Origin of the sequence: Bacillus cereus group sp. N24, assembly GCF_016483345.1 — a bacterium.
Taxonomy (GTDB): Bacteria; Bacillota; Bacilli; order Bacillales; family Bacillaceae_G; genus Bacillus_A; species Bacillus_A toyonensis.
The window spans coordinates 182,267-207,848 of record NZ_JAEHCA010000007.1 but is presented as its reverse complement, the minus strand read 5'-3'; the positions used below and the strand labels follow the sequence as shown (position 1 = coordinate 207,848).

Genomic DNA, 25,582 nt, shown 5'->3' with positions numbered 1-25,582 from the left:
GCACCTTAATCAAAGAAGTGTTACTGCGCCTGAACAGAAACATTCTCTTCTTGCTCATTCGGCTTAACAAGTGCGTAACTTTCCCATGCTCTACTTCTCCAGCGGAAGAACATAATAATTGCCCGCGTCCATTCATCGATAGCAATCGCTAGCCAAATACCAACGAGTCCCATATCTAAATGGAAGGCGAATAAGTAACCGAGTGGCAAACTCATTAACACCATAGAGAACGCACCAATTAAAACTGGATATTTTGCATCACCGGCTGCACGAAGGGAATTAATGATGACGATGTTCATCGTACGTCCTGTTTCGAGTAGTACACTTAGTAAAAGAACGCTTGCCCCTAGAGCGATAATATGAGGATTATCAGTAAATACCCCCATTAATTGTGTGCGGAATGTAATAACAAGAGCGACCATAAATAAAGTCACGCCAATTGCCCATTGTACACTTTTCCATACACGTGTGTATGCTTCATCTTTTTCATTTCCGCCAACTAGGCGTCCCACGATAATAGCTGTTCCCATACCGATAGCAATCGCAAATAAATAAGTAAACATGGAAATGTTAGTAGCATATTGTCTAGCAGCTAACGATTCTGTTCCTAAGTAAGTTGCGTAGTACAGGAAGACAATTTGGCAAGCTTGATACATGACTTGTTCAAAAGCAGATGGAATGCCAATTTTTAAAATTTTCCCCACGTATTCTTTTGATAAGGTGAAGTAATATTGTAATTTTACACGGTATTCCATAACGCGGTATAGTAACCAGAAGAACACAATCAGTGCCAGTAGTCGACTGACAGCAGAAGAAATCGCGGCCCCTTGTACACCAAGTTCAGGGAAACCGAACTTCCCGAAAATAAGTACGTAGTTTCCGACGATATGAATAATATTCATTCCAAGCGAAACAAACATTGCTTGCTTTGTAAAGCCGTGAACGCGGATAATTGCGGCTAACGAGTTAATAATAGCTTGAAGGAAAATGGCTCCTCCGACGATGGATAAATAGCTTTGTGCATACGTTAGTACATCGCCTTGTAAATTCATTGCCATCATCATATGTTTTGAAAATAAAAGAAAACCAGCACTTATAACGAGTCCGACCACTAAATTTAATGTGACGGCTAATGCTGATATTTTAGATGCTTCCATAAAACGTTTGGAACCGAGGTATTGAGATACGACGATCGCAGCGCCATTCCCGATTACTTCTAGTACCAAAATAGCGATATGAAGATATTGATTCGCTGCACCAACCCCAGATACAGCATCGTCTGATAATGCACTTAACATGAAAGTATCAGCGATCCCCATCAACATAAAAAGAAAAACTTCTAGAAAAATAGGCCATGTTAATAAGAATAAACTTAATTTTTCTGTCGGCCCGTTTTTTGAGTGAATTGCTGTCATGTCCGTCCCCTCTTTACCGATATCTATTTTTAGCAAAGTGTATCGTAACATACTTTCTTATCCTTTGCACTCATTTTAACCTACATATTTTTAATATGAAGAGACCTTCATTTTATGCTGAAAAGAGAAGGATAATTATACAAAAAATATTATAAAATATAAAATTTGTTTTTCTCTGATAATTTAGAAAAGTTTAAAATTTGTTATTTCCGACACTTCAGTCGGGTAAACTGGTAATATGAAACGTTTTCAAAGATTTATTTTTTCACAGAAAATTTTAATAAGATAGAAATATAAATATACAAAAAATATATTTGTGTGTATAATATGAATTATTAGAACATATATATATTTCTTTTTGTTTGAAAATGAAAGGGCTAACATTTTTATGGAGGGTGGAAATATGAAAAAAAAGATGCCGGTTTTTGTATTATCAACGGTAGCAATGAGCATGATTTTAGGGGCATGTAGTTATCAAAAAGATGAACAATCGCAAGCGAACGCAAAAGGGGATAGCGGGAAGAGCGGTGCGAAGCAAGTTATTAACTTAATTGAAACGCAAGAAATTCCAACGATGGATCCAGCATTATCAGCTGATGCAGTTTCTTCAAGAGTAATGACTAATACGATGGAAGGCTTATACAGTTTAGGAAAAGATGATAAGCTAGTTCCAGGTGTAGCGAAGGAATTCAAAAAGTCAGAAGACGGTAAAAAATATACATTTAAATTACGTGAAGACGCAAAATGGTCAAATGGTGAGCCTGTGACGGCGAAAGATTTCGTGTACGCATGGCAAAGAGCGATTAACCCAGACACAGCTGCGAAATCAGCGTACATTATGTATGATATAAAAAATGCAGAGAAAATTAATAAAAAAGAGATGAGTCCAGACCAATTAGGCGTAAAAGCAATTGATGACTATACATTAGAAGTGGAATTAGACAATTCAATTCCATATCTTGTAGATTTAATGGTATATCCAATCTTCTACCCTGTGAATGAAAAGTTTGTAAAAGAGCAGGGGGCGAAGTTTGGTTTAGAAGCAAATACAACACTATATAATGGACCGTTTACACTAAGTGATTGGCAACATGAACGTAGCTTTAAAATGACAAAGAGCCCATCTTATTGGGAAAATAAAGAAGTGAAGATTGAGGAAGTAAACTTTAATATTGTAAAAGATACGTCTACGCCAATCAATTTATATGAAACAAACGCAGTCGATCGAGCGACGTTATTAGCAGAGTTCATCGATAAATATAAAGGAAAACCAGATTTCCAAACAGTAGAAGATACATCTGTATTCTTCCTTCGTTTAAATCAAAAAGATCCAGCGTTAGCAAATAAAAATATTCGTAAAGCAATTTCTCTTGCTTTTGAACGTAAGCCGTTTGTTGACACGCTATTAAATAACGGTTCTAAGCCAGCGACAGGATTAATTCCTGATAACTTCATTAAAGGACCGGATAAAAAGGACTTCCGTGCTGTAAATGGAGATATTGTAAAACCAAACGTGAAAGAAGCGAAGAAATATTGGGAAGCTGGTAAAAAAGAGCTTGGTAAAAATGAAATCGAATTAGAGCTATTAAATGAAGACGTTGAATTATCGAAGAAAACTGGTGAATATTTAAAAGGTGAGTTAGAAAAGAATTTACCAGGTTTAACAGTGAAAATTAAACAACAACCATTTGCACAAAAACTAAAATTAGAAGATGCGGGCGATTATGTCATGTCATTCTCTGGATGGAGTGCAGACTTCCCAGATCCAGTTACATACCTTGATATGTTTGTAACGGACGGATCACAAAATAAAATGAAATATTCTAATCCGAAATATGATGAGATTATCATGAAAGCGAAGAAAGATGGAAGCGATGTAAATGCGCGTTGGAAAAACTTACTAGAAGCAGAGAAAATGTTACTTGATGATGCTGCGATTGTTCCGGTATATCAACGTGGTAGAGCATACTTACAAAGAGATTCAATTAAAAATATGTACAACCATAAATATGGTGGCGATTTAAGCTTTAAATGGGCGTCAGTAGAGAAATAAGAAAAAAGCAGGTGGTTACCTGCTTTTTTTTAATACGTACGTTTCTTATAAATACCTTTCCCACCAACTTGGTTCCATCCGGATTGTACATCCAAACTTTTGTTAACAAACTTCATTTTTTCTTTTCCGCCAAAGAGTTTTTCACCGATGCTATTTGAAATGACACCAATCAATGCTGTTATTCCGATGATGAGGGCAGCAACAGTAACAAAATCAATAAAAAAAGCAATCATTTGCAAATTCCCCCTTTGCCTGTCTGTATTTTTATTGTATGAGATAAAAGATAAAAAAGAAAGAAATGTCAGAAAAATATTTGGTTTACTTTAGAAATCGTGTAGACAGGAGGGAGAATGTTTGTTAAAATAAGAACAAACGTTCCTTTCGATTCTCATTTATATAGTCTTACATTTCTTAATTGATTTATCAAGAAAAAGTAAGAAAACGTTCTCTTTTTTTAGGGGAAATTATAGATAAATAACTATATATTATATGAAAAATCAATGGGAAGTGAGTATTAAAAGGTTTGAAGGTCATTGTTAAAGTACAGCTAAAGTGAGCGTAATCATGTTACATAGCAGTGGAATACGCGGGAGAGTTTTCTCAACTAGTAGGAAATTTACTGTATATTTCTTGCAAAATCTATTGTATAATGATTATAGAAGTTACTTATTAAAAGTAATTGTTGTTTATTATAAGTTGTTGCTTACATGAAATGCGATTTTTGTACTTTGTTATAAGACAAGTTATCGCGAAAAATTGCTGAAGTTAGAATTTTAAACTGTAATTAGTACAGAATTTGTACTCTTTAAGGAGAGTGAGCTTTGTATGGTAACATTATATAGTTCTCCAAGCTGTACGTCTTGTAGAAAGGCGAAATTATGGCTAGAGGAAAATCATATTCCTTATACAGAACGTAATATTTTCTCAGATCCATTAACGATTGAGGAAATTAAAGAGATTTTACGTATGACAGAAAGCGGAACAGATGAGATTATTTCTACTCGTTCGAAAGTTTTCCAAGAATTAAATGTAAACTTAGAGTCTTTACCACTTCAAGATTTATATAAGATGATTCGTGACTATCCAGGGATTTTACGTCGTCCAATTATGATTGACGAGAAGCGTCTTCAAGTAGGTTACAATGAAGATGAAATCCGTCGTTTCTTACCACGTACAGTAAGAACGTTCCAATTACGTGAAGCACAACGTCTTGTAAATTAATTATAATAATATGAAAACCTTCTACCTATTATATAGTAGAAGGTTTTTTTTATTGTTTCACATTTCGTATGCGAACTTGTTGAACGATAATACCGATGCATAGAACAGTGAAAATGAACAAGAAAGGAATGCTTGTGGTGAAACTTGGGTTGTTATGAAAAAAGGTTGCAAGTCTGTCTTCGTGTGTAATCATCTTTCCAGCAGTATAGGAGAGAATCGCTGCTCCGCAATAAATGAGAAGTGGAAAGCGCTCCATAAGGATTAAAATAAGTTTGCTGCCCCAAATAATAATCGGAATAGAAATGAGTAACCCGATTATGACGAGTAATAATCTTCCGTGAGCTGCACCTGCAATAGCGATGACATTGTCAAACCCCATAACGAGATCCGCGAATACAATTGTACGCACAGCTTGGAATAAAGTTGTTTTCCCTTGAATAGAAGAAAGATCGTTGCTATTATCAGTTAATAAATTTACTGCAATGAATGTAAGTAAAGCGCCGCCGATAAGCTGTAAAAATGGAATGTCGAGTAAATAGACAGCTATTATTGTAAGAAGAATTCGTAGCACAATTGCTAAAAGAGTACCGATCAAAATGGCTTTATTTCGTTTTGCTTCAGGTAAATTCCGGCTAGCTAATGCAATGACAATTGCATTGTCACCACCTAATACAACATCAATACCGACAATCATTAGTACAGATGTTAAAAACTCTAAGTCCATTCGTCTGCCTCCATTTATGATGTTTTAATAAGCGAAATATATGTATGTGATGAAGAAAGTGGGAACTAAATAATCTCCTCTAATAGAAGTTTCACTTTATTACAGTGTACGGGGGAATATAGAAATGTATGTCCAAATTTTTCGTGTGTAAAGAATTGTCATAATGATATATTTATGTAGACAATCGAATAAAGATAGGCATATAACTATTTTTGTAAAATAAATCGATTTTATTTCCCTTCTGGAGAATCTTATCATAAAATGAGAGTACAAGAATCTATTGATTTGTCATATGAGTGGGGGATCCCTTCATAACAATTCTAAACAGGAAGGGAGAGTTGTATTTTGGAAATTGAAAGAATTAACGACCATACTATGAAGTTTTTTATTACGTACATTGATATAGAGGACAGAGGGTTTAATCGTGAAGAAATTTGGTATGACCGCGAACGTAGTGAAGAGCTCTTTTGGGAGATGATGGACGAAGCTCGTGATCATGATGACTTCTTTATTGATGGACCGTTATGGATTCAAGTGCAAGCAGTCGATAAAGGGATTGAAGTACTTGTCACGAAAGCCGAGCTCTCAAAGGATGGACAAAAGCTAGAGCTACCGATAGGTGTAGACAAAATTATAGACATTCCTTTAGATGAGGGTATCGAGTCATTATTCCAGCAAGAATTAGTGGAAGAGGTAGAAGAACAAACAGGAACAAACTTTAATGAAGATGGTACGTTTGGCTTTTTAATTAAGTTTAATGATTTTGAAGATGTTATTTCATTAAGTCATCGTCTTATCTTTGAAGATATAAAAGATGAGCTGTATTCATTTGATGACCGCTATTATGTATATGTGGAATTCGATGAAGTGCTACATGATGAAGAAGAAATTGATCGTATTTTAAGTATTATTTTAGAATATGGAGAAGAATCAACTTTAACAATTCATCGTGTGAGTGAGTATGGGAAACAAATTGTGAAAGAGCGTGCGCTTGAAACAATTCGCAATAATTTTCCTGCTAAAACGTAGGCCGATTTCTGTAGTATGAAATCGGCTTTTTATATGAAGAATAGGAAAGCTTTCTTAGTAAGGAGGTAAGAGATGAAAAATACGTTAAAGTTGATTTTCTTTGTTCTACTATTGTTCGCATTATTTGTTTCGTTACGTATGTTTATTGATGTAGCATTTTATTCGGATGTAATTGGGATAAAAGATGTTTCGATTTTAGGTATTATTAGTATTTTATTTACGGTATCTGCATTTTTAATTGGCTGCGTTATTTTCTTAGAAAACCGTCACCCGTCTAAAACACTTACATGGCTCATTGTGTTAGGTATTTTTCCAGTATTTGGATTCTTCGCTTATTTATTATTTGGACAAAACTTTCGGAGAAAGAGAATGTTCCAAAAGAAGGCGTTACTGGATGAACAGGCGTTTTTACAATATAAGGGGCATGAAGATTATGAAGAACGGATGTTACGTAATCATAAGCATCAAGAGCTGTTATTTCGTTTAGCGGACCGCTTAGGTGCTTTAAATATTTCATTTCAAACGGAAACGAGAACATTAACAAATGGGGATGAAACGTTTCAGGCCATTTTAGATGGATTAAAACGAGCGAAACACCACATTCATATGGAATATTACATTGTGCGTGATGATAAGCTTGGAACAGAAATTAAAGATATTTTAATACAAAAATCAAAAGAAGGCGTAGTCGTTCGGTTTTTATATGATGCGGTTGGAAGTTTTAGGTTATCGAATTCGTATATTGAAGAATTAAATGACGCAGGTGTCGAAATGATTCCGTTCTTTCCTGTGCGCTTTCCAATTTTAAACGATAAGATTAATTATCGAAACCACCGGAAAATCGTTGTTATTGATGGAAATGAAGGGTTTGTAGGTGGGTTAAATATTGGAGATGAATATTTAGGGAAGGATAAATATTTCGGTTTTTGGCGAGACACACATTTATATTTGCGTGGTGAGGCTGTTCAAAGTTTACAGCTTATTTTCCTTCAAGATTGGTTTTATATGACTGGTGAGGCAGTGCTGGCTCCAGAATATTTACAGGCAAAAGCAGTTGAAGGTGATCATTGGGGCGGAGTTCAGCTAATTGCAGGTGGACCAGATAATAAATGGGAAACGATTAAACATTTATATTTTGCAATGATCTCTTCTGCTCGGAAATCTATTTGGATTGCAACACCGTATTTCATTCCGGATGATGATATTTTATCTGCATTAAAGGTAGCGGCACTTGCTGGTATTGATGTTCGTTTATTAATGCCGAGTAAGCCTGATAAGCGCACTGTCTTTTATGCATCAAGATCATATTTCCCTGAGCTTTTAGATGCAGGAGTAAAGATATATGAATACGAAAAAGGTTTTCTTCATAGTAAAGTTGTCATCGTTGATTCTGATTTAGCTTCAATTGGGACAGCAAATATGGATATGAGAAGTTTTCATTTGAACTTTGAAGTGAATGCCTTTTTATATGATACAGATAGCATTCGAAAACTCGTTCAAGACTTTAAAGATGATTTAGAAGAATCAAGTGAAATTCATGTCGATCGTTTTCATAAAAGACGTCTTCATAGACGAATTGTTGAATCGACATATCGATTATTATCACCTTTATTATAAAAAGAGATGTCCGAAATTGGGACATCTCTTTTTTAAAAGGGATTTGTAATAAATTGTAGAATATAAGGAGCTGAAAGGGTGTGATTATAATGTTTATCGCTAAAAGAGAAAACGGAGAGAAAATTCATCTACTCTATAATCGAAATGAAGAGCTTTTACAACGTATGCGTAAAAGGGAGCGTTTCTTTTGTATAGCTTGTGGAAAGGAAGTGCAAATGAAATTAGGGAAACAAAAAAGTTGGCATTTTGCTCATAAGAAAGTGGAGTCATGCCTTGCTTTTTATGAAGCAGAATCTATATATCATATGCACGGTAAAGAATTGCTATATAGATGGTTGAAACGTCAAAATTTCCATGTGGATATAGAGCGTTACCTTCCAAAAATCCAGCAAAGACCAGATATTTTCGTAGAGAGAGCAGGTAGGGAAATTGCGATTGAATATCAATGCGCCAATCTCTCCATAGAACAACTTTCTAAACGAACATACTCGTATTGGCAAGCGGGCATTCAGGTCATCTGGATCATTGGTGGAAATCAATTAAAAAAGCAAGCTGCATATTGGATGAAATTTTCCTCACTTCTGGCTTTCTCCTTACAATCTTATCCTCAGCCATTTCTCATTTTCTTCTGTCCGAAACAAAAATCATTTATGAAATGTGCCTTTATCACTCCGTTTTCTACAAACGTCTCTTTCTCACATATTATGTATTTACCAAACGATACAACTACTTTTGAATTACTCTTTTCCCCTGTTCCTTTCCGGAAAGAAATATTAGGACAGGAATGGAAGAAGCGAAAGGACTACTTTCGGCAAAATGCCCTGTCTATTTGGAATTATAATCATAAGTCACTATTACGCCTCTTATATCAATTTAAATGTACTCCAGCGAGCTTTCCTTCTGAAATTGGTGTGCCACTCCCGTCTTCATTTGCTTTTCAAACAAATCCATTTACATGGCAAGCTTTTCTATACATGAAGTGTATAGAAAAGCTTGCGGTAGGGAATTGTATTTCCCTTCAATATGTGTGTAGTTATGTAAAAAAATATACGAAGAGGCGCTTACTTCCGTACTTTTCACAACATATATGGAAAGTAGCGGTTACTGAATATATGACTTTTTTATGTTTTGTAGGCGTGTTGCGTAAAGTAGGAACTTATACGTACCGAAAAATGAGGAATATAGTTATGTTACAGACGGAGGAGGAAGTTAGGAAATATGATGAGATTTGCCTAACTTATGCGCTATCTCTATTTGAGACAAAGTTCAACATGGGAGAAGAAAAAGGGGATATAATAAAGAATGAACGTGAAGGAATTACATAAGAAAAACAGAATTGTACTTAAGTAGAGATATTTAAAGGAGGGCTTACAGAATGTCTGAACAAAATAAAACAAAAACATTACCAGATCGCAATGAGATTGAAGAAGCAAGTACGTGGCGATTAGAAGATATTTTCCAAACAGATGCAGAATGGGAAAAAGAATTTCAAGCGATTAAAGAGTTACTACCGCAGTTAACTGAATTTAAAGGGAAGCTTGGTGACTCTGCGAACAACTTACTTGAGGCACTGCAATATGAAGATGAAATTTCAATGCGACTAGGTAAGCTATATACATATGCTCATATGCGTTACGATCAAGATACAACAAACTCTGTGTATCAAGCATTAAATGATCGTGCGACGAATTTATATTCACAAGTATCTAGTAGCACAGCGTATATCGTACCTGAAATTTTATCTATTTCAGAAGATACACTGCAAGCATTTTTAAAAGAAAATAGAGACTTAAGTGTATATGAACATGCATTAGAAGAAATTACACGTCAACGTCCACACGTATTATCTGAGGCTGAGGAAGCTTTATTAGCGGAAGCATCTGAAGTAATGAGTTCATCAAGTAATACATTTGGTATGTTGAATAATGCAGATTTGAAATTCCCGTCTATTAAAGGCGAGGACGGAGAAGAAATAGAAATTACGCATGGTCGTTACATTCAGTTTTTAGAAAGTGATGATCGTCGTGTTCGCGAAGATGCATTCAAAGCTGTATTTGAAACGTATGGGAAATTTAAGAACACATTTGCAAGTACGTTAAGCGGAGCAGTGAAACGTAATAATTTCAATGCACGTATTCGTAAATATGACTCTGCTCGCCAAGCTGCATTGAGCAATAATAATATTCCTGAAGCAGTTTACGATCAACTTGTTGAAACGGTAAATGATCACTTACATTTATTGCACCGTTACATCGATATTCGAAAGCGTGCGCTAGGACTTGATGAACTTCATATGTACGATTTATATACACCACTTGTACAAGAAGTGAAAATGAATGTGAAATATGAAGAAGCACAAGACATGTTATTAAAATCTTTAAACGTACTTGGTGATGAGTATGTTGAAATTTTGAAAGAAGCATATGAAAATCGCTGGGTAGATGTGTATGAGAATAAAGGAAAACGAAGCGGAGCATATTCATCTGGTGCATACGGAACAAATCCTTATATTTTAATGAACTGGCATGATAATGTAAATAATTTATTTACACTTGCTCATGAGTTTGGTCATTCTGTGCATAGTTATTACACAAGAAAGACACAGCCGCACGTATACGGTGATTATTCAATCTTCGTTGCAGAGGTAGCGTCAACTTGTAATGAAGCGCTTCTAAATGATTATTTATTAAAAACGACAGAAGATAAAAAAGAGCGCCTATATTTATTAAATCATTATTTAGAAGGATTCCGTGGTACTGTATTCCGTCAAACGATGTTCGCAGAGTTTGAGCATATTATTCATAAGAAAGTACAAGAAGGACATGCTGTTACGCCAGATATGTTAACGGAGATCTACTACGATTTAAATAAGAAATATTTCGGTGACGCTTTAGTAATCGACGAAGAAATTGGGTTAGAATGGTCTCGCATTCCGCACTTCTACTACAACTATTACGTATATCAATATGCAACAGGATTTAGTGCAGCAACGGCTCTATCTAAACAGATTTTAGAAGAAGGGCAACCAGCGGTAGAACGTTACATTAATGAATTCTTAAAAGCAGGAAGCTCTGATTATCCAATTGAAGTGCTGAAAAAAGCAGGAGTTGATATGGCATCTCCTGAACCAGTGAAAGAGGCACTACAAGTATTTGAAGAGAAATTAAATGAATTAGAAGCGTTATTATTTGAAGAAAAGTAATGAGAAAAGACGAGGGATTTTATCCTCGTCTTTTTTGTTTAAAAATACAATTTGTCGATATTTGTCGAAATAAAAATCGATTTTCCTTACTATTTCTAAATTTGAAGACAGTTTTATAGTTAATTTTTGAATTCAAAATCTTTTAAATCGTTTTCTATGGTTGAAATAAGAGAGAGCGATGACGATGACTCCGAATAAAAGAGGAAAGGCGATAATTTTAGGAAAAGCTTGTAATAGAGAGAGAATGTACAAGAAAAAAGAAACAAGGACACATGAAAAAATTAGTAAAATATAGGATTTCTTTATGAAAAACACCTCCTAAAGGGCTTTTATATAGCTTATTCAAAAATGAAAACGTTTAGAATGTGACAAAAGTGTGAAATTCGACAAAAGGGGTTGTCATCTGACGTCGAATCTTGTAATATAATAAGCGTGAACGAATTCACATACAAACATATACCCCTTTGTTTGAACGTGAAAATTTCTCCCATCCCCTTTAATATTTTTATAAGCCGTAAAGAAAAAGACCTGGTGTTTACACCAGGTCTTTTTCTATTGCTATCCATTTCCAATAACGCTCACATTTTACGTCAATCATTTGTACTTTGCGTTTCAGTTGTAATTTTTTTAGTTCGCGCTCGATCTCTTGTTGCGAGCAGTCATATATAAATGCTACTTCTTTTGAAGATATAAATTGCGTTGCTTCTAGTAACATTTCTAAAGGCGGTAATGGTTCTGGCTCGATTTCACATTTTACGAGCTCTTTTAATAATTGTACGTATACATCATAGGAATAAGTTCCAGCGATTTTAATACCTTCTTCATCTGAGTTCGCATGAAAAAAGACGAGGGAAGGTATTTCTGTAATATGCATTTCATTTGTGAATTTTAAGTCACATTGGAAAGCTTTTTTTGCGCTGGCGGAATGTAGATCTTTTTTAAATTCTTCTACATCAATATTGCTATCTTTTGCACATGCAAGCAATAATTCGCAGTCAGGGTTTGATACATTTTCAAGGAAAATGTATTCTTGGAGTTTTCGCAAAAACTTCGAACCTGCTTTTCGGCCTTGTAACTCCGCTGCCTTAATTGCCATCGAAACTAAATATGGTGTTGATGATGCCTCTTGCATATGTACTTTTCCATCACATGAAAAACCTTGTAAACTTGTCGTCTTTTCCCACACAAATCGAATATTAGCAGGTTTATTCCATTTGTGTGAGGAAGCGTTCGTTCCGTCCACTTTTCCAGTTACAATATGACGAATAGAGAAGTATTTCCCGTATTCAAGCCATAGTTTAATAATAAAGGGTTCAATTTCCCAGCAATCTTTACAAAGTGGATCAATAAATAAATATGCTTCTACAGACTTATGCTCACATGCGGAAGGAGATGGCATATTGATATGCTTTGCTTCCTGTTTATCCATTATATTTCACCTGTTTCGTTTGGAGTATTAACCATATGCTGAGCAGTTAATGCTAAACGTTCAAAAACGAACTCTCTTATATGACCGTGCACTCCTGTGTCATCCATTGCTTGCTCCATACATGATAGCCAAGCCTCTGCTCGTTTTGGCGTAATCTCAAACGGAAGATGGCGTGCTCTTAACATAGGATGACCATGTTCTTCAGTGTACAAATTAGGACCACCTAAATATTGTGTTAAAAATTGTTTTTGCTTCCTAGCTGTTTCTGTTAAATCATCCGGGAAGATGGGAGATAAGTCAGGGTGTTTACTGACATAGGAATAAAATGTGTCTACTAATATTGCAATGCATTGTTCACCGCCAATTGCTTCAAATGGTGTCATCGGTTGCTTGCTCATCCTTTATAAACTCCTTTTTCCATGAAATGTATATCTATTGTAGCAATGGAATGTTCGAGAGGGCAAATAAACAGCCTTCCTAACGTTCTTTGCTTCTTCTACAGGTGTAAATGAACCTTTTACTTTTTAAGAAGTGAGATGTATCCACTAGTAGAACGGATTCACTAGTGGAATTTTCACTTTAGCGTGCTTTGTTTTGTTTGGCAAGGAAAAAGCGTTTTACTTTGTTATTTGTATGGCGAACTGGTACGTTATGCTGTGTTAACAAATGAATAAATGCAGCTTTTCCTGTTTCTTCGTCTTGCACTTCATATTCAATTTCATAATCATCGTGATTGTAATAGAAACTATGATCAAAGACAAGCGTTCCGCCTTCAAATAATGTTTCAGCTCTTTCAGTTGTTAAACTGCCCATATAAGTTAAAGCGGAAACAGGAATTTGTAATTTGTGTAGTTGGTCTACTACAGCACCTTGAATGATTGTGTTTGTTTCCATCATCATTTTTGCTTCGGCCTCGGTTACAACTTGATGCGTTTCTAACAAGCCGATTTCTGCAGGTTGTTTTAACGTTAATGTATAAGTTTCCCCTTTATGACGAATACGAAGTGCAGAACCAGCTTCTTTTAATGAAAAGTCGGGCGTTTCAAAGTAGTGATTCACTTGTTTCGTGAAAGCTTCAATAGAAAAAGATTTGCATAATGATTGGAATTCTCCTTCTGTAACGATATTTTTAAATTCAATTTCAATTTCTTGTGTCATTGTATGCGCTCCTTTTGAAAAATAATTCTTTACACATTATCGCTTTTTCACAAATTTGGTTCAATGTTTTATTTGTTTGCGTCCATGTTATGATACAATAATACTGTTAAGTAAGACAGGAAGTTGAGATGGAGGAGTTCGAGCATGCAAAATAAAATTCAAGTAAAGAGCGTAGAAATGAGAGAGAATGCGCTTATTTTTTGTGCGGAAAATACTGAAATAGAGGTAAAGGAGTTAAGTGCGCGTAATCACGTACTTGTAGACTCAGACAATTTATCATTTTTATATATCTTAGAAAACGAATCATCTTTCATATATGTAAGTATTCCGCATACATGCTGGGAAGCAATGCGTGAAGCAATGAATAAAGATACAGCGATGTTTATTCAAGTGAATGATGTTGAAATGGAATTAGAAGGTTTAAAAGAAGAAGTAGAATATTTAGTTGAAAATATTGAAGGTAATGCAAATTACGGAGAAGAACTAGTAACTGCTGTAGAAAAAGTATTTCTATAAGCAAATGGATTGATTTTGGTGGTGGTTGAAATGAATCGAAATTGGGAAGAATTTTTAGCACCTTACCATCAAGCGGTGGCAGAGCTGAAAGTGAAACTAAAAGGAATGCGTACTCAATTTGCAATGTTAACAGAGCATTCTCCAATTGAGTTTGTAACAGGAAGGGTAAAGTCGGTTGCAAGTATCATTGATAAAGCAGAGAAGAGAAATGTACCGCTAGACCGGCTCAGAGAAGATATGCAGGATATCGCGGGCCTTCGAATGATGTGTCAATTTGTTGATGAGATTAAGCCTGTTGTAGAATATCTCCGAAAACGAAATGACTTTGAAATCGTGGAAGAGCGTGATTATGTTACGCAAAAGAAAGATAGCGGTTACCGCTCTTATCACGTTGTTATTAGTTATCCTGTTCAAACGATTCAAGGGGAACAAAAAGTATTGGTAGAAATCCAAATACGCACGCTAGCAATGAACTTTTGGGCAACGATTGAGCATTCTTTGAATTATAAATATAGTGGGCGTTTTCCTGAAGATATTAAAATACGCTTGCAACGTGCAGCGGAAGCGGCGTTTTTATTGGATGAAGAAATGTCTTCTATTCGTCTTGAAATTCAAGAAGCACAAAAGGCTTTTTCAAGAAAGCAAGAAACGAAAGATTCCGAATCATAAACTAAAGGGTGTTGGCGATGAAATTTACAATTATGTCAAAGGGAGATCAATCATCAGATACACTAGCAAGCACGATGAAAGAGTACTTGCTAGATTTTGGATTCATTATGGATGAAAAGGAACCCGATATTGTAATTTCTGTTGGGGGAGATGGAACGCTTTTATATGCGTTTCATCGTTATTATAATCGATTGGATGAAACAGCATTTGTTGGTGTACATACAGGGCATTTAGGTTTCTATGCAGATTGGTTACCGACAGAAGTAGAGAAATTAGTAATTGCGATTGCTAAAACGCCATTCCAAGTGGTGGAATATCCGCTTTTAGAAGTGATTATTCGCTATGTGAATGGAAGTAAAGAGTCACAGTATTTAGCGATGAATGAAGCGACTGTAAAAAGTGCAGAGGGCACATTAGTAACAGAAGTGGAAATACGGGGAGAGTACTTTGAAACATTCCGCGGGGATGGTCTATGTATCTCAACTCCTTCAGGAAGTACTGCCTATAATAAAGCACTTGGCGGTGCAATTATTCACCCTTCTATTGAAGCAATTCAAATTGCAGAAATGGCATCCATTAACAACCGTGTGTTTCGTACTGTAGGCTCGCCGCTTGTATTGCCGAAGCATCATACATGTGTGTTGAAGCCGGCTCCAGGGATGAACTTACAAATTACGGTGGACCATTTAACGATGGTTCATCAAGATGTGAAATCAATCCAGTATCGCGTTGCAAACGAGAAAGTGCGATTTGTTCGTTTCCGCCCGTTCCCATTCTGGAAACGTGTCCGTGACTCGTTTGTTGCAGATAAATAGAAGGGGTTTATATATTGAACAGATTTACATTGAAATGGGATATAGAGTCAGCTGAAGAGGGAACTTTAGTTAGAGAATTTTTGAAAACAAAAGGGATTTCTAAAGCTGCTTTAACGGATATAAAATTTCATGGCGGAGCCATTGAAGTAAATGGTCAATATGCAAGCGTTCGTCATCAACTACAAGCGGGCGAACAGTTACGTGTTTTTTTTCCAGTGGAAGAAAGAAGTGAAGGGATGATTGCGGAAGATATCCCACTATGCATTGTATATGAAGATGATGCAGTTCTTGTCATCAATAAAGAAGCGAACATGTCAACGATTCCGTCTAGAGAACATCCAGAGGGAAGTGTTGCTAACGCGCTTTTGTCTTATTATGATAAGCAGCATCTTGCCAGTACGGTGCACATTGTAACAAGGTTGGATCGTGATACGTCAGGACTCATGCTTATTGCAAAAAATCGTTTCGTACATCATCTTTTATCGAAACAACATCAACAAAAAGCTGTGAAACGAACGTATGAAGCAATTGTTCATGGAGAGATGATAAAACGTGAAGGAACGATTGATGCACCGATTGGTAGAAAATCAGATAGCATCATTGAACGAACAGTTTGTGAGGATGGACAGAGGGCAGTTACTCATTTTAGAGTGATTCATAGCTCCTCGCAAAAGACGCATGTATCTCTTGAACTTGAGACAGGAAGAACGCATCAAATCCGCGTGCATATGGCTCATATAGGACATCCGTTACTTGGTGATGACTTATATGGAGGAAGAAGGGATGAAATGAAACGACAAGCACTTCACAGTACATCTTTGGCGTTTTATCATCCTATTTTAGAAAAGGAAATGTCTTTTGCTACGACGATTCCAAGCGATATGCAGCAGTTATTAATGCACGCTTAAAAAGGGACCAAAATTCTTATGTAATGAAGAATTTTGGTCCCTTTTTTCTTAGCGGAATAATATTAAAATTTGATTATCATCCGTACGCTTAATAACGAAAAATCCACTTTCAGCTTTTGTAGCAATGCCGTCATCATTTGGACGACAATATCCATGCGGTTCGCAAGTGCCATCATCACGTACTAACATTTGTCCAATTAATCCGACAGGAAGCCAACCAGAACGGTCTTTTCTTGCTATATATTTGCAAGCTGGATCCCATTCTGTATTTAAAAGTGGTTGTATTTCTTGTGTTTCTGTACGTACATATTGACGCTTTCCAAAGTTATCTGTTTTATAGCGCTTTTGCCAACTTAAAGCACCACTATTTCCTATAATAGCGGGGGTTGCACTAGATATTCCTAAAATGAAAGAATCGTTTGAAGTAGCTATCCGAATTTTTTCTTCGCTACTAAATGTAACGAAATAACCGACATCAATAGCTTTATGGTCCGCTGTTTCAAACATTTGTGCAAAATCCGTTCCGCTTGCATTGTAAGAAGCACCCTCAATGTACATTTCTCCATTATGAGCAAGCCATTTAGCACCGATATTATGATCGGTATCGTTTGTTCCATTTGCAATAAACCAAGAATAGGCTTCTTCGGCCGTGCCGAATCGTCCCATAATATGGCTTCCTGCAAAATGAGCTGTTGATGTATGATTACCTTCCGCATGAGAAGAGAATCCATTAGCGATAGTTGCGGTTCCTTCTGCGTGTGCTGCTTCGCCTAAAGCAATCGTATGTTTACCTTCCGCGTGAGAATAAGAGCCGCCTGCTGTCGTTTCACTTCCTTCACTATGCGAACTATGTCCAGTTGCTTTTGTTTTCGATCCTTCTGCATGGGAGCAAGTTGCTTTTGCGTGTGTAAGAAGTCCTTCTGCATGTGAAACTGTACCCTCTGCATGAGAGTGAAGCCCCTCTGCATGTGAATATCGGCCTTCTTTTTTTACTTTCGTATTTTCAGGTGCAGGAGTCTGAATTATGATCGTTTTTTCTGTTTGTATATTATTTGATGGAGTTAATGCTTCTTTTATTTTTTTTACTTGGTTTATAATATCGGTTGGAATTTCTGGTTGTATTTTTTTATTTATTGCTACAGGAATGTTCTCTTCCGTATTTTCCTGTTTTTCTTCAGAATGCAGTATTTGTTCATCGTGATGAGAGAGATGTTTATTTTTTTGTTGCATCTTTACTTTTCTACGATTGATTATGCGACTCATTACAGCATTTTCTAAAGAGACATATTTTGTTTTAGCTTTGCTCTTTTTTGATGACTCTTGTTCTTCTAGTTCTTCTATAGCTGCAGCTCGAATGCCGCACCAGTTGTTAATTCCATACATGGGTTGATATAAAGGGTGGAATTTTCTTTTTTGTTTAGAAGATTTTTTCTTCATTCTGTCACCTCCTGCGACATTATATGTCGTGCAATTAAAAAAAGATGCACTTTATTGCATCTTTTTTTAATTGCTTTACCTAGATTTATATAGGATACGTCTAGAAAATATTATAATCTCTCGTTATTCGTGAATTGTACGAAGTAGAGAGGATTATGAAATTGGGCGGAATTTCTCAGGGACAAAAGGAAGGGAAGAAGGGACAGAAACGGTCTCCATTTCAGGATAACGTAATCCAGTTAGTTTACCTCCAAATACAGCGCCAGTATCGATATTGACTGTATGATTTACAAAACGAGGTTCTTTTACTGGTGTATGTCCATATATAATCCAAGCGTCGCCCTTATATTCTTTCGCCCAGTCGCGACGGACAGGAGAGCCATCATCATGTTTTTCACCTGTAATATCGCCATATAATACAAACGTTTGTACTTTTTTATCTTGCCTTCCGATGTAATCTTTCCGAATGCCAGCGTGACATACAATTAACCTTTTCTCATCGAGCACGTGATATAAAGGGGAATTTTCATAAAGGGTGATGAACTTTTCTTTTATGATTTGCTGTTTTTGAAAAGGTAGTGCTTCGTATTCAGCAGCAGTTGTTTCAAGTCCGTGAGCGATTGTCACATTACGTCCGAGGAAAAATCGGTACAGCTTATTACAGTGATTTCCAGGAGCGTAATAAGCCTCTTTTTTATGTATGACAAGTTCCCATACAATTTCAATCATATGTAATGAATGAGGGCCACGGTCTGTAATATCACCAACGAATGCCAGCTTTCGCTCGTCGGGATGAACTGGCAAGCCACTATTCCATTTATATCCTAGTTTCGTTGTTAAGTTTTGAAACTCTTGGAAGCAGCCATGAATGTCACCTATAATGTCATATTTCATATGTAAACCTCCAGCCTATTTTTCATTAGTATAACTAAAAAAGGATAGAGATAAAAATATCGTTTTTTGCACGATTTATTTAAACATAAAAACTTTCGTTCGTGAGCGAATGTTTAAAATAAATCCAATTGCAATCATGTATGTAAGCAACGAACTTCCTCCGTAGCTCATAAGGGGTAATGTGATCCCTGTAATAGGGAGTAATCCGATTGTCATCCCGATATTTTGGAATACTTGAAAGGTGAACATACCGATTGTACCGGCGCAAATGTAACTACCGAAAGGATCATTACTTTCTAAAGCGATATGAATCATGCGGAAAATGAGTAAGAAAAAAAGTGAAATAATGACACTTGCACCTAAAAAGCCGAATTGTTCAGCGACGTTCGTGAAAATAAAATCTGTATGTGGTTCTGGAAAATATACTTGTCCATTTTCCCATCCTTTTCCTTGCATTTCTCCTGACCCAGTAGCTAAGAAAGCTTGTCTTAATTGATAGCCTTGCGCGTTATATTCGTAAGGGGCCAACCAACCATAGAAGCGGTTTAATTGGTATTCTTTTAAGATATGCTCCTTAAAGAATTCTGTATGAGCAATATAAATATACGTTAAGGTAACACCTGCTGTGAAAATAACGGAGACTAATCCGAAAATAAAGCGCCAACGTATACCGGAAACTAGTATCATTGCTGCCAGCATCGCTGAAATTACCATTGTGTTTCCTAAATCAGGTTCTTTTGCAATAAGTAGTAGTGGTGGCAAACTCGTTGCGAATATTTTTCCGAGTAAGATAAAATCTTCACGAGGTGTTCGAAAAAAATATTTTTCGTTATGATTAGCTATAATTCGTCCAATGACGATAATTAAAAATAATTTCATAATTTCTGAAGGTTGAAAATTTCCGATGCCTGGGAGCCTGTACCAAGCGGTAGCCCCTTTAATTGTAACGGCACCTGGAACCTGAAGTTCTAGCCCGATAAGTAAGATCATTGCAAAGCTATATAAATACCAAGCAATTTTTTGATACCGATCGAAATCGATAATCATAATAACACTAATAGCGACAAATCCAATGAAGTACCATTGTATTTGCTTGAGTGCAAAATTTACATTTTGTAAAAATGGTGGTAAAGAGGTTTGCGCACTTGCAATAGCAAAGCAACTAACAGTCCCAATGGCAAATAAAATGAATAGTAATACGTAGTCTATTTGATATTGAGAATTCGTATCTTTCACTGTATGTAATCCTTTCTATCGCCTAGTAAATATGTTGATGACGTCATTCTAAAAGTAATATAAACAGACTGTCCATACATTTATTCCACTATTTATGTAAAGTCATACATAATAGGGAGGAATAGCGCCTCCCTTATGCAAAGCTATCGTGGATTTAGCTCTTTTATAATTATATTTAAACAACGAGAAAGACGTATATGTGCATCTGGAATGAGATTGGGGTATTGTTTATAAAACTCGAATGCACCCATACACCACTCATAGGCTTTGAGCAGACTAGTTCTATAATCATTGAAATTTTGTAAGAAACCATACTTTTTTGAGGTTAAAACGAGATGTGAAAAATCTTCAGATCCTTCAAGTAATTTATGGTGTACTTGCTGTCCATCATGAAAGCGAAAGGAACTTAAAGGTTCAGTGATATAAAATGCATCATCTTTTGAAAGTAAACCCATCCAAGAGGCCATATCAACACTACAACAATAGTTCCTTTCATTTAGAGTACCAAAAGGTTCTGTTAATAGTCGCCTTCGAAAGAGTACAGTCGTAGGTTCACCAATAATATTCTGTCCAGATAAAAGCATATGGTTTCCAAAATCTATCCCACTTAGCAGGGTATCTTCGCTATACAATCTATTTACAGCGGGATGGTTTTCAATTATATCTCCATTTTCATCAATCCAAGTGCGATATGATGTAATAAGTGCGAGTTTTTGATTTAAGTCTTGTTGGAAATAGAACATCATTTTCTCGATTTTATTACTATGGAATAAGTCATCGTCCATTAAGAAGTTTATGTATTCGCCACTAGACTGTTCTAAGAGCATGAGGTCATTATGGAATTGTCCTAAAGTAGTACTATTCCGGATATATGTTATATGGGAATGGTTTGGTAAGTATTTTTCATGCATTAATTTTTCAGTTTCATCATTCGTACTATCGTCTCCTACAATAACTTCAATGTTTGGATAAGTTTGTGCCAAAGCACTTTCTAGAGCGATTTTGAAATAATGTGGTCTATTATAGGTGGGAATAAGGATGGAAACAAGAGGTAGATTTTTTTCATTTGTCATACGTAACTTCCTTTCAGAAGCTTTTTTTTGTAAGAACAATATCTTGATAACTCGTATATTCATGTCGGCCGCACCATAAACCATAGTGTGGTTTATTCATTACCTCTAAGCCATATTTATTCAATAAAGCGCAAATATCTGTTTCAGGATAAGCAACTGCGAAATTAGGAATATCTTTATTTACGACATAACAATTTTCAATTTGATGATAAAATCCTAACGTACTTAGTCCTGCATTTAAATAATAGGATGACTCAGGGTTTATTAAAAAGAACGTAATAAAACATCTCCCGTCTTGTTTTAATACACGTGCAATCTCAGATACGTAATGTTCTAATTCTGTTGGGAGAAGGTGCGTAAATACAGAAGTTAAAAAGATGAAATCGAATGTCGCGTCTTCATATGGAAACTTATAGTGAGAGGCATCTTCTTTTCCTTCTGGATTGTAAAATTGATTGTATATGTCAACGTGTTCAAAATGAAAATTATTACGGGTAGTTGTAATATTATTTTTACACCAAGTGATACCTTCTTTAAATAAATCAAATCCATAATACGCTCCATCATCAGTTAAGTAATTCATTAATGGAACAGCCATTCGGCCGACGCCGCAGCCTACATCTAATACTTTTTCGTTTGACTTTAAAGCCCCAATTTGAATGAAATGCTTTAGGAATTCTTTACCGACCTTTTCAAAATCGCCACCTACATATTGGACGAGTTCAGGAGGGGGGAGTAATTTTATTTCTTTTTCAAGTTCGCTCATAAATACACTCCTTCCTTGTAGTAAAAAGGCAAACCAATACAATACAGTATCCATATTATCTCGATATTTACAGACAAATCTCACCTCAAAACGAAGAGTATGGGGAAATTAAAGTTTTATTTGATAGCGAAGGAGGATAAGATGTGACCGCTTATTACATACAAGGAGATTCCTAAAACGGTTCATGTATTCAAGTATTAGATTAATAGGAATGGAACCTCCTTATAATCAAAATTTCTCTTATTCTTTTCGCCAATATACACCAAAGATATCAATTTTAGTAATAGGAGCTTTTAAGTTTCTTTGATTTCTAAAGTCCGTCACAGCTTCTGCACAAGCTGGTAGTCCATAGTCATCAATAATAATATAGCCACCTGTTGAAACTTTATCGTATAAGTTCACGAGACCATCCATCGTAGATTCATACATATCCCCATCAAGTCGTGCAATTGCAATCTTTTCTATTGGTGCTGTTGGTAAAGTATCTTTAAACCAGCCTTTTAAAAATTTTACTTGATCATTTAATAAATCATATTTTCTAAAGTTTTCTTGTACTTGTTCTAAAGAAACACGTAAATAATCGAATGTGTGTAAATAATCACCGTAGTCTTTCGGATATTGTTCTAAATTTGGTGCTGGCAAACCTTCAAATGAATCTGCAACCCAAATATTACGATTCGTAATGTTATTGGCTTGTAAAAAGCCATTCATAAAAATGCAAGAGCCTCCGCGCCATACACCTGTTTCGATAAAATCTCCTTCTATATTTTCACGAACAACGGTTTCCATTGCCTCATGTAACTGATTCATACGTTCTCGGCCAATCATACTATGTGCTGCTCTTGGCCAATCCAGTCCATCATGACGTTCACTTTTTGAAACATCTGGCTTTACAATTTTTAAGTTATGATTTTCGGCATATTGCTTAATGAATAAAGGGAGTGGTACGGTAACTGGCTCGAATTGAAGTTCTTTTGATATATGTAGAGATGCAGGTAAGTACTCCTCATATTCTAACCATATTTCAAATAAAATTGTTTTCTTTAGCAATTCGAGATAAAGCTGAACAGCGGATTTATTTTCCATATTTATGCCTCCTGCAAAATGTCATACAACAATATGATTATGTAGATAGTAAAGATTTCATGATTGAATTCGAAATAGAAAAAGCAGTAAAACCAATATCAGTTTTACTGCTAAGTAAAAGATTAAGCGATTTTCTCAATAATAATAGATGCACTTGTACCAAGAGCTAGAGATAACCCAAGTCCTGTAACAACAGCTTCAACCATTGATGGAGTTATTGTAATTTGTGTAATTGCCTGGATAACGAGAGGCGCTCCAACTGAGATTAAGCTTGTGCCTGCACCTGGTACAGTAACGCCATTAACTTGAATTGCAAGGCTACCTAATACACTTACTAATGCAGTATATGCGATAACAGTAATTTTATAGAATCCAGTTTCACTTATGATGAAAGTATCAGCGTCCAATTGAGAAATTGCAGTACCAAACTGAGATCCAACCGTGTTAAACGGTACAGGATCATTAATTCCAAGAGCTAAAGAAACTGTAGCAGAGTTAAATGCATACAATCCTGCTGGAAGTCCTAATCCAGATGGCCCAGTAGGTCCAGTCGGCCCAGTAGGTCCAGTCGGCCCAGTAGGTCCAGTAGGTCCAGTCGCACCAGTGGATCCAGTTGCGCCAGTGGATCCAGTAGGCCCAGTAGGTCCAGTTGCGCCAGTACCTCCAGTAGGCCCAGTAGGTCCAGTTGCACCAGTACCTCCAGTCGGCCCAGTAGGTCCAGTCGCGCCAGTTGTACCTGTGCCTCCAGTCGGCCCAGTAGGTCCAGTCGGCCCAGTCGGTCCAGTCGGTCCAGTCGGTCCAGTCGGTCCAGTCGGTCCAGATGGCCCAGTAGGTACGGTCGGTCCAGTCGGTCCAGTCGGCCCAGTCGGTCCAGTAGGCCCGGTTGGAAGTGTAAACGGTGGTATTGGTGGTAAAGTTGGACCTACAAGATTAGGATCAAATGCACTAGCTGATAATGATTCATCAGGATTTAAGCCATCTGAATAATTATTATTTGACATAAATTCACCTCCATAAAGCTTTCATTATATAGTAGATGCAAAATCGCAAGAAAATGACACGGACATTTGAATTATTGAAAAGAAATCTAAAATAACTTGAACAATATAAAAATGTGGAAAGTTTCGCGTTTGTATAACATATGATTGAGTTGGAAGAAGGTGATTATATTGAACAAGCAAGGCATTACAATTAGTTTATGTATGATAGTCCGAGATGAGGAAAAGACAATAGCTCGATGTTTGGATGGGGTTGAAGAAATTGTTGATGAAATTGTAGTAGTTGATACAGGTTCTGTTGATCGAACGAAAGAAATTGTAGAGAAATATACTCCTAATATATATGATTTTCAGTGGATTGATGATTTTTCGGCGGCTAGAAATTTTGCTTTTTCAAAAGCGACGCAACAGTATATATTATGGCTAGATGCAGATGACGTATTATTAGAAGATGCTCAAGAAGCATTGAAACAATTAAAGGGCCAATTAGATTCTAATGTGGATGCTGTTTCGATGCCTTATCACCTCGTAATGGACTCTAACGGGAAGCCTTTATATTGCACAAGAAGGTATCGGCTTGTAAAGCGTGAAAAACAGTTTCAATGGTTTGGTAAAGTACATGAGTATTTAGCGGTTTCCGGTGAAATTTTTAATAGCAACATTGCTATTACACATAAAAAGGAAAAAGAAGTAACGGATCGTAATTTGAAAATTTTTCAAAATGCTGTAGCAGCTGGAGAAGAATTGAGTCCGAGAGATTTGTTTTATTATGCAAATGAATCTATGGATAATCAAAAATACAATGATGCGGTTCTTTTATATGAAACATTTCTGAATCAAGATGAAGGATGGTATGAAGAGAAAATCTATGCATGTGGTAAGTTAGGGGATTGTTATGCGAAGCTCGGACTGTGGGAGAAAGCAGTTGAGGCTTGTGCAAAATCGTTTCGGTACGATATTCCTAGAGGAGAGAATTGTACAAGAATAGGATATATATATATGGATCAACAAAAGTATAATGAAGCGATATTTTGGTTTAAATTAGCAACGGAAGTGCCGCTAGCAAAGGATAGTCCGTTTCACAGTCCAGCTAGCTACACATGGCTTCCTTATTTACAAATGTGTATTTGCTACAGCAAGTTAGGGGAGCAAGACAAAGCTTATTATTACAATGAATTAGCAGCTTCTTATGTTCCGAATAATGCTGCAATCGAGTATAACCGTAAATATTTTCGAGGTGTTTTTGATAAACAATATAAGGTGTAATGCATGCTATTTTTAGGAAATAACTTGTCACGATTCTAATAATGATAGATTGGCTATATATTAGAGTATC

24 protein-coding genes are annotated in these 25,582 nt (G+C 36.1%); 11 read left to right on the top strand and 13 right to left on the bottom strand.

Annotation, left to right across the window (positions count from 1 at the left end; translation table 11 throughout):
- Window positions 1-20 precede the first annotated feature (20 nt).
- Window positions 21-1,466, bottom strand: a complete 1,446-nt coding sequence (locus JDS95_RS13655) for an MATE family efflux transporter (protein ID WP_139823468.1) — start codon at window positions 1,464-1,466, stop codon at window positions 21-23.
- Window positions 1,467-1,818: 352 nt separating this feature from the next.
- Here JDS95_RS13655 and JDS95_RS13650 point away from each other — a divergent pair, with 352 nt between their 5' ends.
- Window positions 1,819-3,468 (top strand): peptide ABC transporter substrate-binding protein, encoded by a 1,650-nt coding sequence (locus JDS95_RS13650; RefSeq protein ID WP_000728604.1) that lies wholly within the window; start codon window positions 1,819-1,821, stop codon window positions 3,466-3,468.
- A gap of 29 nt (window positions 3,469-3,497) precedes the next feature.
- Here the strand turns inward: JDS95_RS13650 and JDS95_RS13645 are convergent, their stop codons facing one another.
- Window positions 3,498-3,701, bottom strand: coding sequence for a hypothetical protein (locus JDS95_RS13645; protein WP_000559975.1), 204 nt, complete (start codon window positions 3,699-3,701; stop codon window positions 3,498-3,500).
- 592 nt (window positions 3,702-4,293) lie between these two features.
- On the opposite strand from JDS95_RS13645, the gene spx reads away from it, so the two are divergent.
- Window positions 4,294-4,689, top strand: coding sequence for a transcriptional regulator Spx (gene spx, locus JDS95_RS13640; RefSeq protein WP_000258267.1), 396 nt, complete (start codon window positions 4,294-4,296; stop codon window positions 4,687-4,689).
- A 49-nt stretch (window positions 4,690-4,738) separates the two neighbouring features.
- Here spx and JDS95_RS13635 read toward each other — a convergent pair whose 3' ends face one another.
- Window positions 4,739-5,413 carry a TerC family protein gene (locus tag JDS95_RS13635; RefSeq protein ID WP_199690552.1) on the bottom strand — a complete coding sequence of 225 codons (675 nt, stop codon included), beginning with the start codon at window positions 5,411-5,413 and terminating at the stop codon, window positions 4,739-4,741.
- Between the two features lie 345 nt (window positions 5,414-5,758).
- On the opposite strand from JDS95_RS13635, the gene mecA reads away from it, so the two are divergent.
- The 4 genes from mecA (at window position 5,759) to pepF (ending at window position 11,261) form a co-directional block, all read left to right on the top strand.
- Complete coding sequence (mecA, locus tag JDS95_RS13630) at window positions 5,759-6,442, top strand: adaptor protein MecA (RefSeq protein ID WP_000402125.1); 684 nt, start codon at window positions 5,759-5,761, stop codon at window positions 6,440-6,442.
- Between the two features lie 72 nt (window positions 6,443-6,514).
- Window positions 6,515-8,059 carry a cardiolipin synthase gene (locus tag JDS95_RS13625; RefSeq protein WP_000799211.1) on the top strand — a complete coding sequence of 515 codons (1,545 nt, stop codon included), beginning with the start codon at window positions 6,515-6,517 and terminating at the stop codon, window positions 8,057-8,059.
- Window positions 8,060-8,139: 80 nt separating this feature from the next.
- A complete protein-coding gene (locus JDS95_RS13620) occupies window positions 8,140-9,384 on the top strand; it encodes a competence protein CoiA (RefSeq protein WP_002093814.1) in 1,245 nt (414 codons plus the stop codon).
- A 50-nt stretch (window positions 9,385-9,434) separates the two neighbouring features.
- Window positions 9,435-11,261, top strand: a complete 1,827-nt coding sequence (gene pepF / locus JDS95_RS13615) for an oligoendopeptidase F (RefSeq protein ID WP_000003365.1) — start codon at window positions 9,435-9,437, stop codon at window positions 11,259-11,261.
- Window positions 11,262-11,796: 535 nt separating this feature from the next.
- Here the strand turns inward: pepF and JDS95_RS13610 are convergent.
- The 3 genes from JDS95_RS13610 to JDS95_RS13600 all read right to left on the bottom strand — a co-directional run bounded on the left by JDS95_RS13610 (window position 11,797) and on the right by JDS95_RS13600 (window position 13,848).
- The gene (locus JDS95_RS13610; protein ID WP_000360648.1) at window positions 11,797-12,690 is read right to left on the bottom strand and encodes a ClpXP adapter SpxH family protein; all 894 of its coding nucleotides are present in this window, start codon (window positions 12,688-12,690) and stop codon (window positions 11,797-11,799) included.
- A complete protein-coding gene (locus tag JDS95_RS13605; RefSeq protein ID WP_000043381.1) occupies window positions 12,690-13,088 on the bottom strand; it encodes a globin domain-containing protein in 399 nt (132 codons plus the stop codon). The genes JDS95_RS13610 and JDS95_RS13605 overlap by 1 nt, the downstream gene beginning before the upstream one ends.
- Window positions 13,089-13,269: 181 nt before the next feature.
- Window positions 13,270-13,848, bottom strand: a complete 579-nt coding sequence (locus JDS95_RS13600) for a CYTH domain-containing protein (RefSeq protein ID WP_085450055.1) — start codon at window positions 13,846-13,848, stop codon at window positions 13,270-13,272.
- A 144-nt stretch (window positions 13,849-13,992) separates the two neighbouring features.
- Here JDS95_RS13600 and JDS95_RS13595 point away from each other — a divergent pair, with 144 nt between their 5' ends.
- The 4 genes from JDS95_RS13595 to JDS95_RS13580 are packed head-to-tail and all read left to right on the top strand — an operon-like array spanning window position 13,993 to window position 16,756.
- Window positions 13,993-14,364 carry a UPF0738 family protein gene (locus tag JDS95_RS13595; protein WP_001180013.1) on the top strand — a complete coding sequence of 124 codons (372 nt, stop codon included), beginning with the start codon at window positions 13,993-13,995 and terminating at the stop codon, window positions 14,362-14,364.
- Window positions 14,365-14,394: 30 nt separating this feature from the next.
- Window positions 14,395-15,033 (top strand): GTP diphosphokinase, encoded by a 639-nt coding sequence (yjbM, locus tag JDS95_RS13590; protein ID WP_001081482.1) that lies wholly within the window; start codon window positions 14,395-14,397, stop codon window positions 15,031-15,033.
- A gap of 17 nt (window positions 15,034-15,050) precedes the next feature.
- Window positions 15,051-15,848, top strand: a complete 798-nt coding sequence (locus JDS95_RS13585) for an NAD kinase (RefSeq protein ID WP_000673191.1) — start codon at window positions 15,051-15,053, stop codon at window positions 15,846-15,848.
- Between the two features lie 14 nt (window positions 15,849-15,862).
- A complete protein-coding gene (locus JDS95_RS13580; RefSeq protein WP_001079113.1) occupies window positions 15,863-16,756 on the top strand; it encodes an RluA family pseudouridine synthase in 894 nt (297 codons plus the stop codon).
- Window positions 16,757-16,804: 48 nt separating this feature from the next.
- Here the strand turns inward: JDS95_RS13580 and JDS95_RS13575 are convergent, their stop codons facing one another.
- The 7 genes from JDS95_RS13575 to JDS95_RS13545 all read right to left on the bottom strand — a co-directional run bounded on the left by JDS95_RS13575 (window position 16,805) and on the right by JDS95_RS13545 (window position 24,249).
- Window positions 16,805-18,193 carry a peptidase G2 autoproteolytic cleavage domain-containing protein gene (locus JDS95_RS13575; RefSeq protein WP_000730505.1) on the bottom strand — a complete coding sequence of 463 codons (1,389 nt, stop codon included), beginning with the start codon at window positions 18,191-18,193 and terminating at the stop codon, window positions 16,805-16,807.
- Window positions 18,194-18,346: 153 nt separating this feature from the next.
- A complete protein-coding gene (gene prpE / locus JDS95_RS13570; RefSeq protein WP_000872705.1) occupies window positions 18,347-19,087 on the bottom strand; it encodes a bis(5'-nucleosyl)-tetraphosphatase PrpE in 741 nt (246 codons plus the stop codon).
- A 75-nt stretch (window positions 19,088-19,162) separates the two neighbouring features.
- A complete protein-coding gene (locus tag JDS95_RS13565; protein WP_000655679.1) occupies window positions 19,163-20,323 on the bottom strand; it encodes an FtsW/RodA/SpoVE family cell cycle protein in 1,161 nt (386 codons plus the stop codon).
- A 143-nt stretch (window positions 20,324-20,466) separates the two neighbouring features.
- Entirely contained in the window at window positions 20,467-21,396 is a 930-nt protein-coding gene (locus JDS95_RS13560; RefSeq protein WP_199690551.1) for a glycosyltransferase family 2 protein, read from the bottom strand.
- Between the two features lie 13 nt (window positions 21,397-21,409).
- Window positions 21,410-22,162, bottom strand: coding sequence for a class I SAM-dependent methyltransferase (locus JDS95_RS13555; protein ID WP_001292085.1), 753 nt, complete (start codon window positions 22,160-22,162; stop codon window positions 21,410-21,412).
- A gap of 240 nt (window positions 22,163-22,402) precedes the next feature.
- Window positions 22,403-23,248: a TylF/MycF family methyltransferase gene (locus JDS95_RS13550; RefSeq protein ID WP_000428842.1), complete on the bottom strand. Its 846-nt coding sequence runs from the start codon at window positions 23,246-23,248 to the stop codon at window positions 22,403-22,405.
- A 122-nt stretch (window positions 23,249-23,370) separates the two neighbouring features.
- Window positions 23,371-24,249 carry a BclA C-terminal domain-containing protein gene (locus tag JDS95_RS13545; RefSeq protein ID WP_199690550.1) on the bottom strand — a complete coding sequence of 293 codons (879 nt, stop codon included), beginning with the start codon at window positions 24,247-24,249 and terminating at the stop codon, window positions 23,371-23,373.
- A gap of 165 nt (window positions 24,250-24,414) precedes the next feature.
- On the opposite strand from JDS95_RS13545, the gene JDS95_RS13540 reads away from it, so the two are divergent.
- Window positions 24,415-25,512 (top strand): glycosyltransferase, encoded by a 1,098-nt coding sequence (locus JDS95_RS13540; protein WP_033661244.1) that lies wholly within the window; start codon window positions 24,415-24,417, stop codon window positions 25,510-25,512.
- Window positions 25,513-25,582: the final 70 nt, after the last annotated feature.

What these genes read in the sequence shown, in the direction of transcription:
- JDS95_RS13655 (WP_139823468.1), bottom strand. Translation starts at nt 1,466, where the DNA reads ATGTTACGATACACTTTGCTAAAAATAGATATCGGTAAAGAGGGGACG.
- JDS95_RS13650 (WP_000728604.1), top strand. Translation starts at nt 1,819, where the DNA reads ATGAAAAAAAAGATGCCGGTTTTTGTATTATCAACGGTAGCAATGAGC.
- JDS95_RS13645 (WP_000559975.1), bottom strand. Translation starts at nt 3,701, where the DNA reads ATGATTGCTTTTTTTATTGATTTTGTTACTGTTGCTGCCCTCATCATC.
- spx (WP_000258267.1), top strand. Translation starts at nt 4,294, where the DNA reads ATGGTAACATTATATAGTTCTCCAAGCTGTACGTCTTGTAGAAAGGCG.
- JDS95_RS13635 (WP_199690552.1), bottom strand. Translation starts at nt 5,413, where the DNA reads ATGGACTTAGAGTTTTTAACATCTGTACTAATGATTGTCGGTATTGAT.
- JDS95_RS13625 (WP_000799211.1), top strand. Translation starts at nt 6,515, where the DNA reads ATGAAAAATACGTTAAAGTTGATTTTCTTTGTTCTACTATTGTTCGCA.
- pepF (WP_000003365.1), top strand. Translation starts at nt 9,435, where the DNA reads ATGTCTGAACAAAATAAAACAAAAACATTACCAGATCGCAATGAGATT.
- JDS95_RS13610 (WP_000360648.1), bottom strand. Translation starts at nt 12,690, where the DNA reads ATGGATAAACAGGAAGCAAAGCATATCAATATGCCATCTCCTTCCGCA.
- JDS95_RS13605 (WP_000043381.1), bottom strand. Translation starts at nt 13,088, where the DNA reads ATGAGCAAGCAACCGATGACACCATTTGAAGCAATTGGCGGTGAACAA.
- JDS95_RS13600 (WP_085450055.1), bottom strand. Translation starts at nt 13,848, where the DNA reads ATGACACAAGAAATTGAAATTGAATTTAAAAATATCGTTACAGAAGGA.
- JDS95_RS13595 (WP_001180013.1), top strand. Translation starts at nt 13,993, where the DNA reads ATGCAAAATAAAATTCAAGTAAAGAGCGTAGAAATGAGAGAGAATGCG.
- yjbM (WP_001081482.1), top strand. Translation starts at nt 14,395, where the DNA reads ATGAATCGAAATTGGGAAGAATTTTTAGCACCTTACCATCAAGCGGTG.
- JDS95_RS13585 (WP_000673191.1), top strand. Translation starts at nt 15,051, where the DNA reads ATGAAATTTACAATTATGTCAAAGGGAGATCAATCATCAGATACACTA.
- JDS95_RS13575 (WP_000730505.1), bottom strand. Translation starts at nt 18,193, where the DNA reads ATGAAGAAAAAATCTTCTAAACAAAAAAGAAAATTCCACCCTTTATAT.
- prpE (WP_000872705.1), bottom strand. Translation starts at nt 19,087, where the DNA reads ATGAAATATGACATTATAGGTGACATTCATGGCTGCTTCCAAGAGTTT.
- JDS95_RS13560 (WP_199690551.1), bottom strand. Translation starts at nt 21,396, where the DNA reads ATGACAAATGAAAAAAATCTACCTCTTGTTTCCATCCTTATTCCCACC.
- JDS95_RS13555 (WP_001292085.1), bottom strand. Translation starts at nt 22,162, where the DNA reads ATGAGCGAACTTGAAAAAGAAATAAAATTACTCCCCCCTCCTGAACTC.
- JDS95_RS13550 (WP_000428842.1), bottom strand. Translation starts at nt 23,248, where the DNA reads ATGGAAAATAAATCCGCTGTTCAGCTTTATCTCGAATTGCTAAAGAAA.
- JDS95_RS13545 (WP_199690550.1), bottom strand. Translation starts at nt 24,249, where the DNA reads ATGTCAAATAATAATTATTCAGATGGCTTAAATCCTGATGAATCATTA.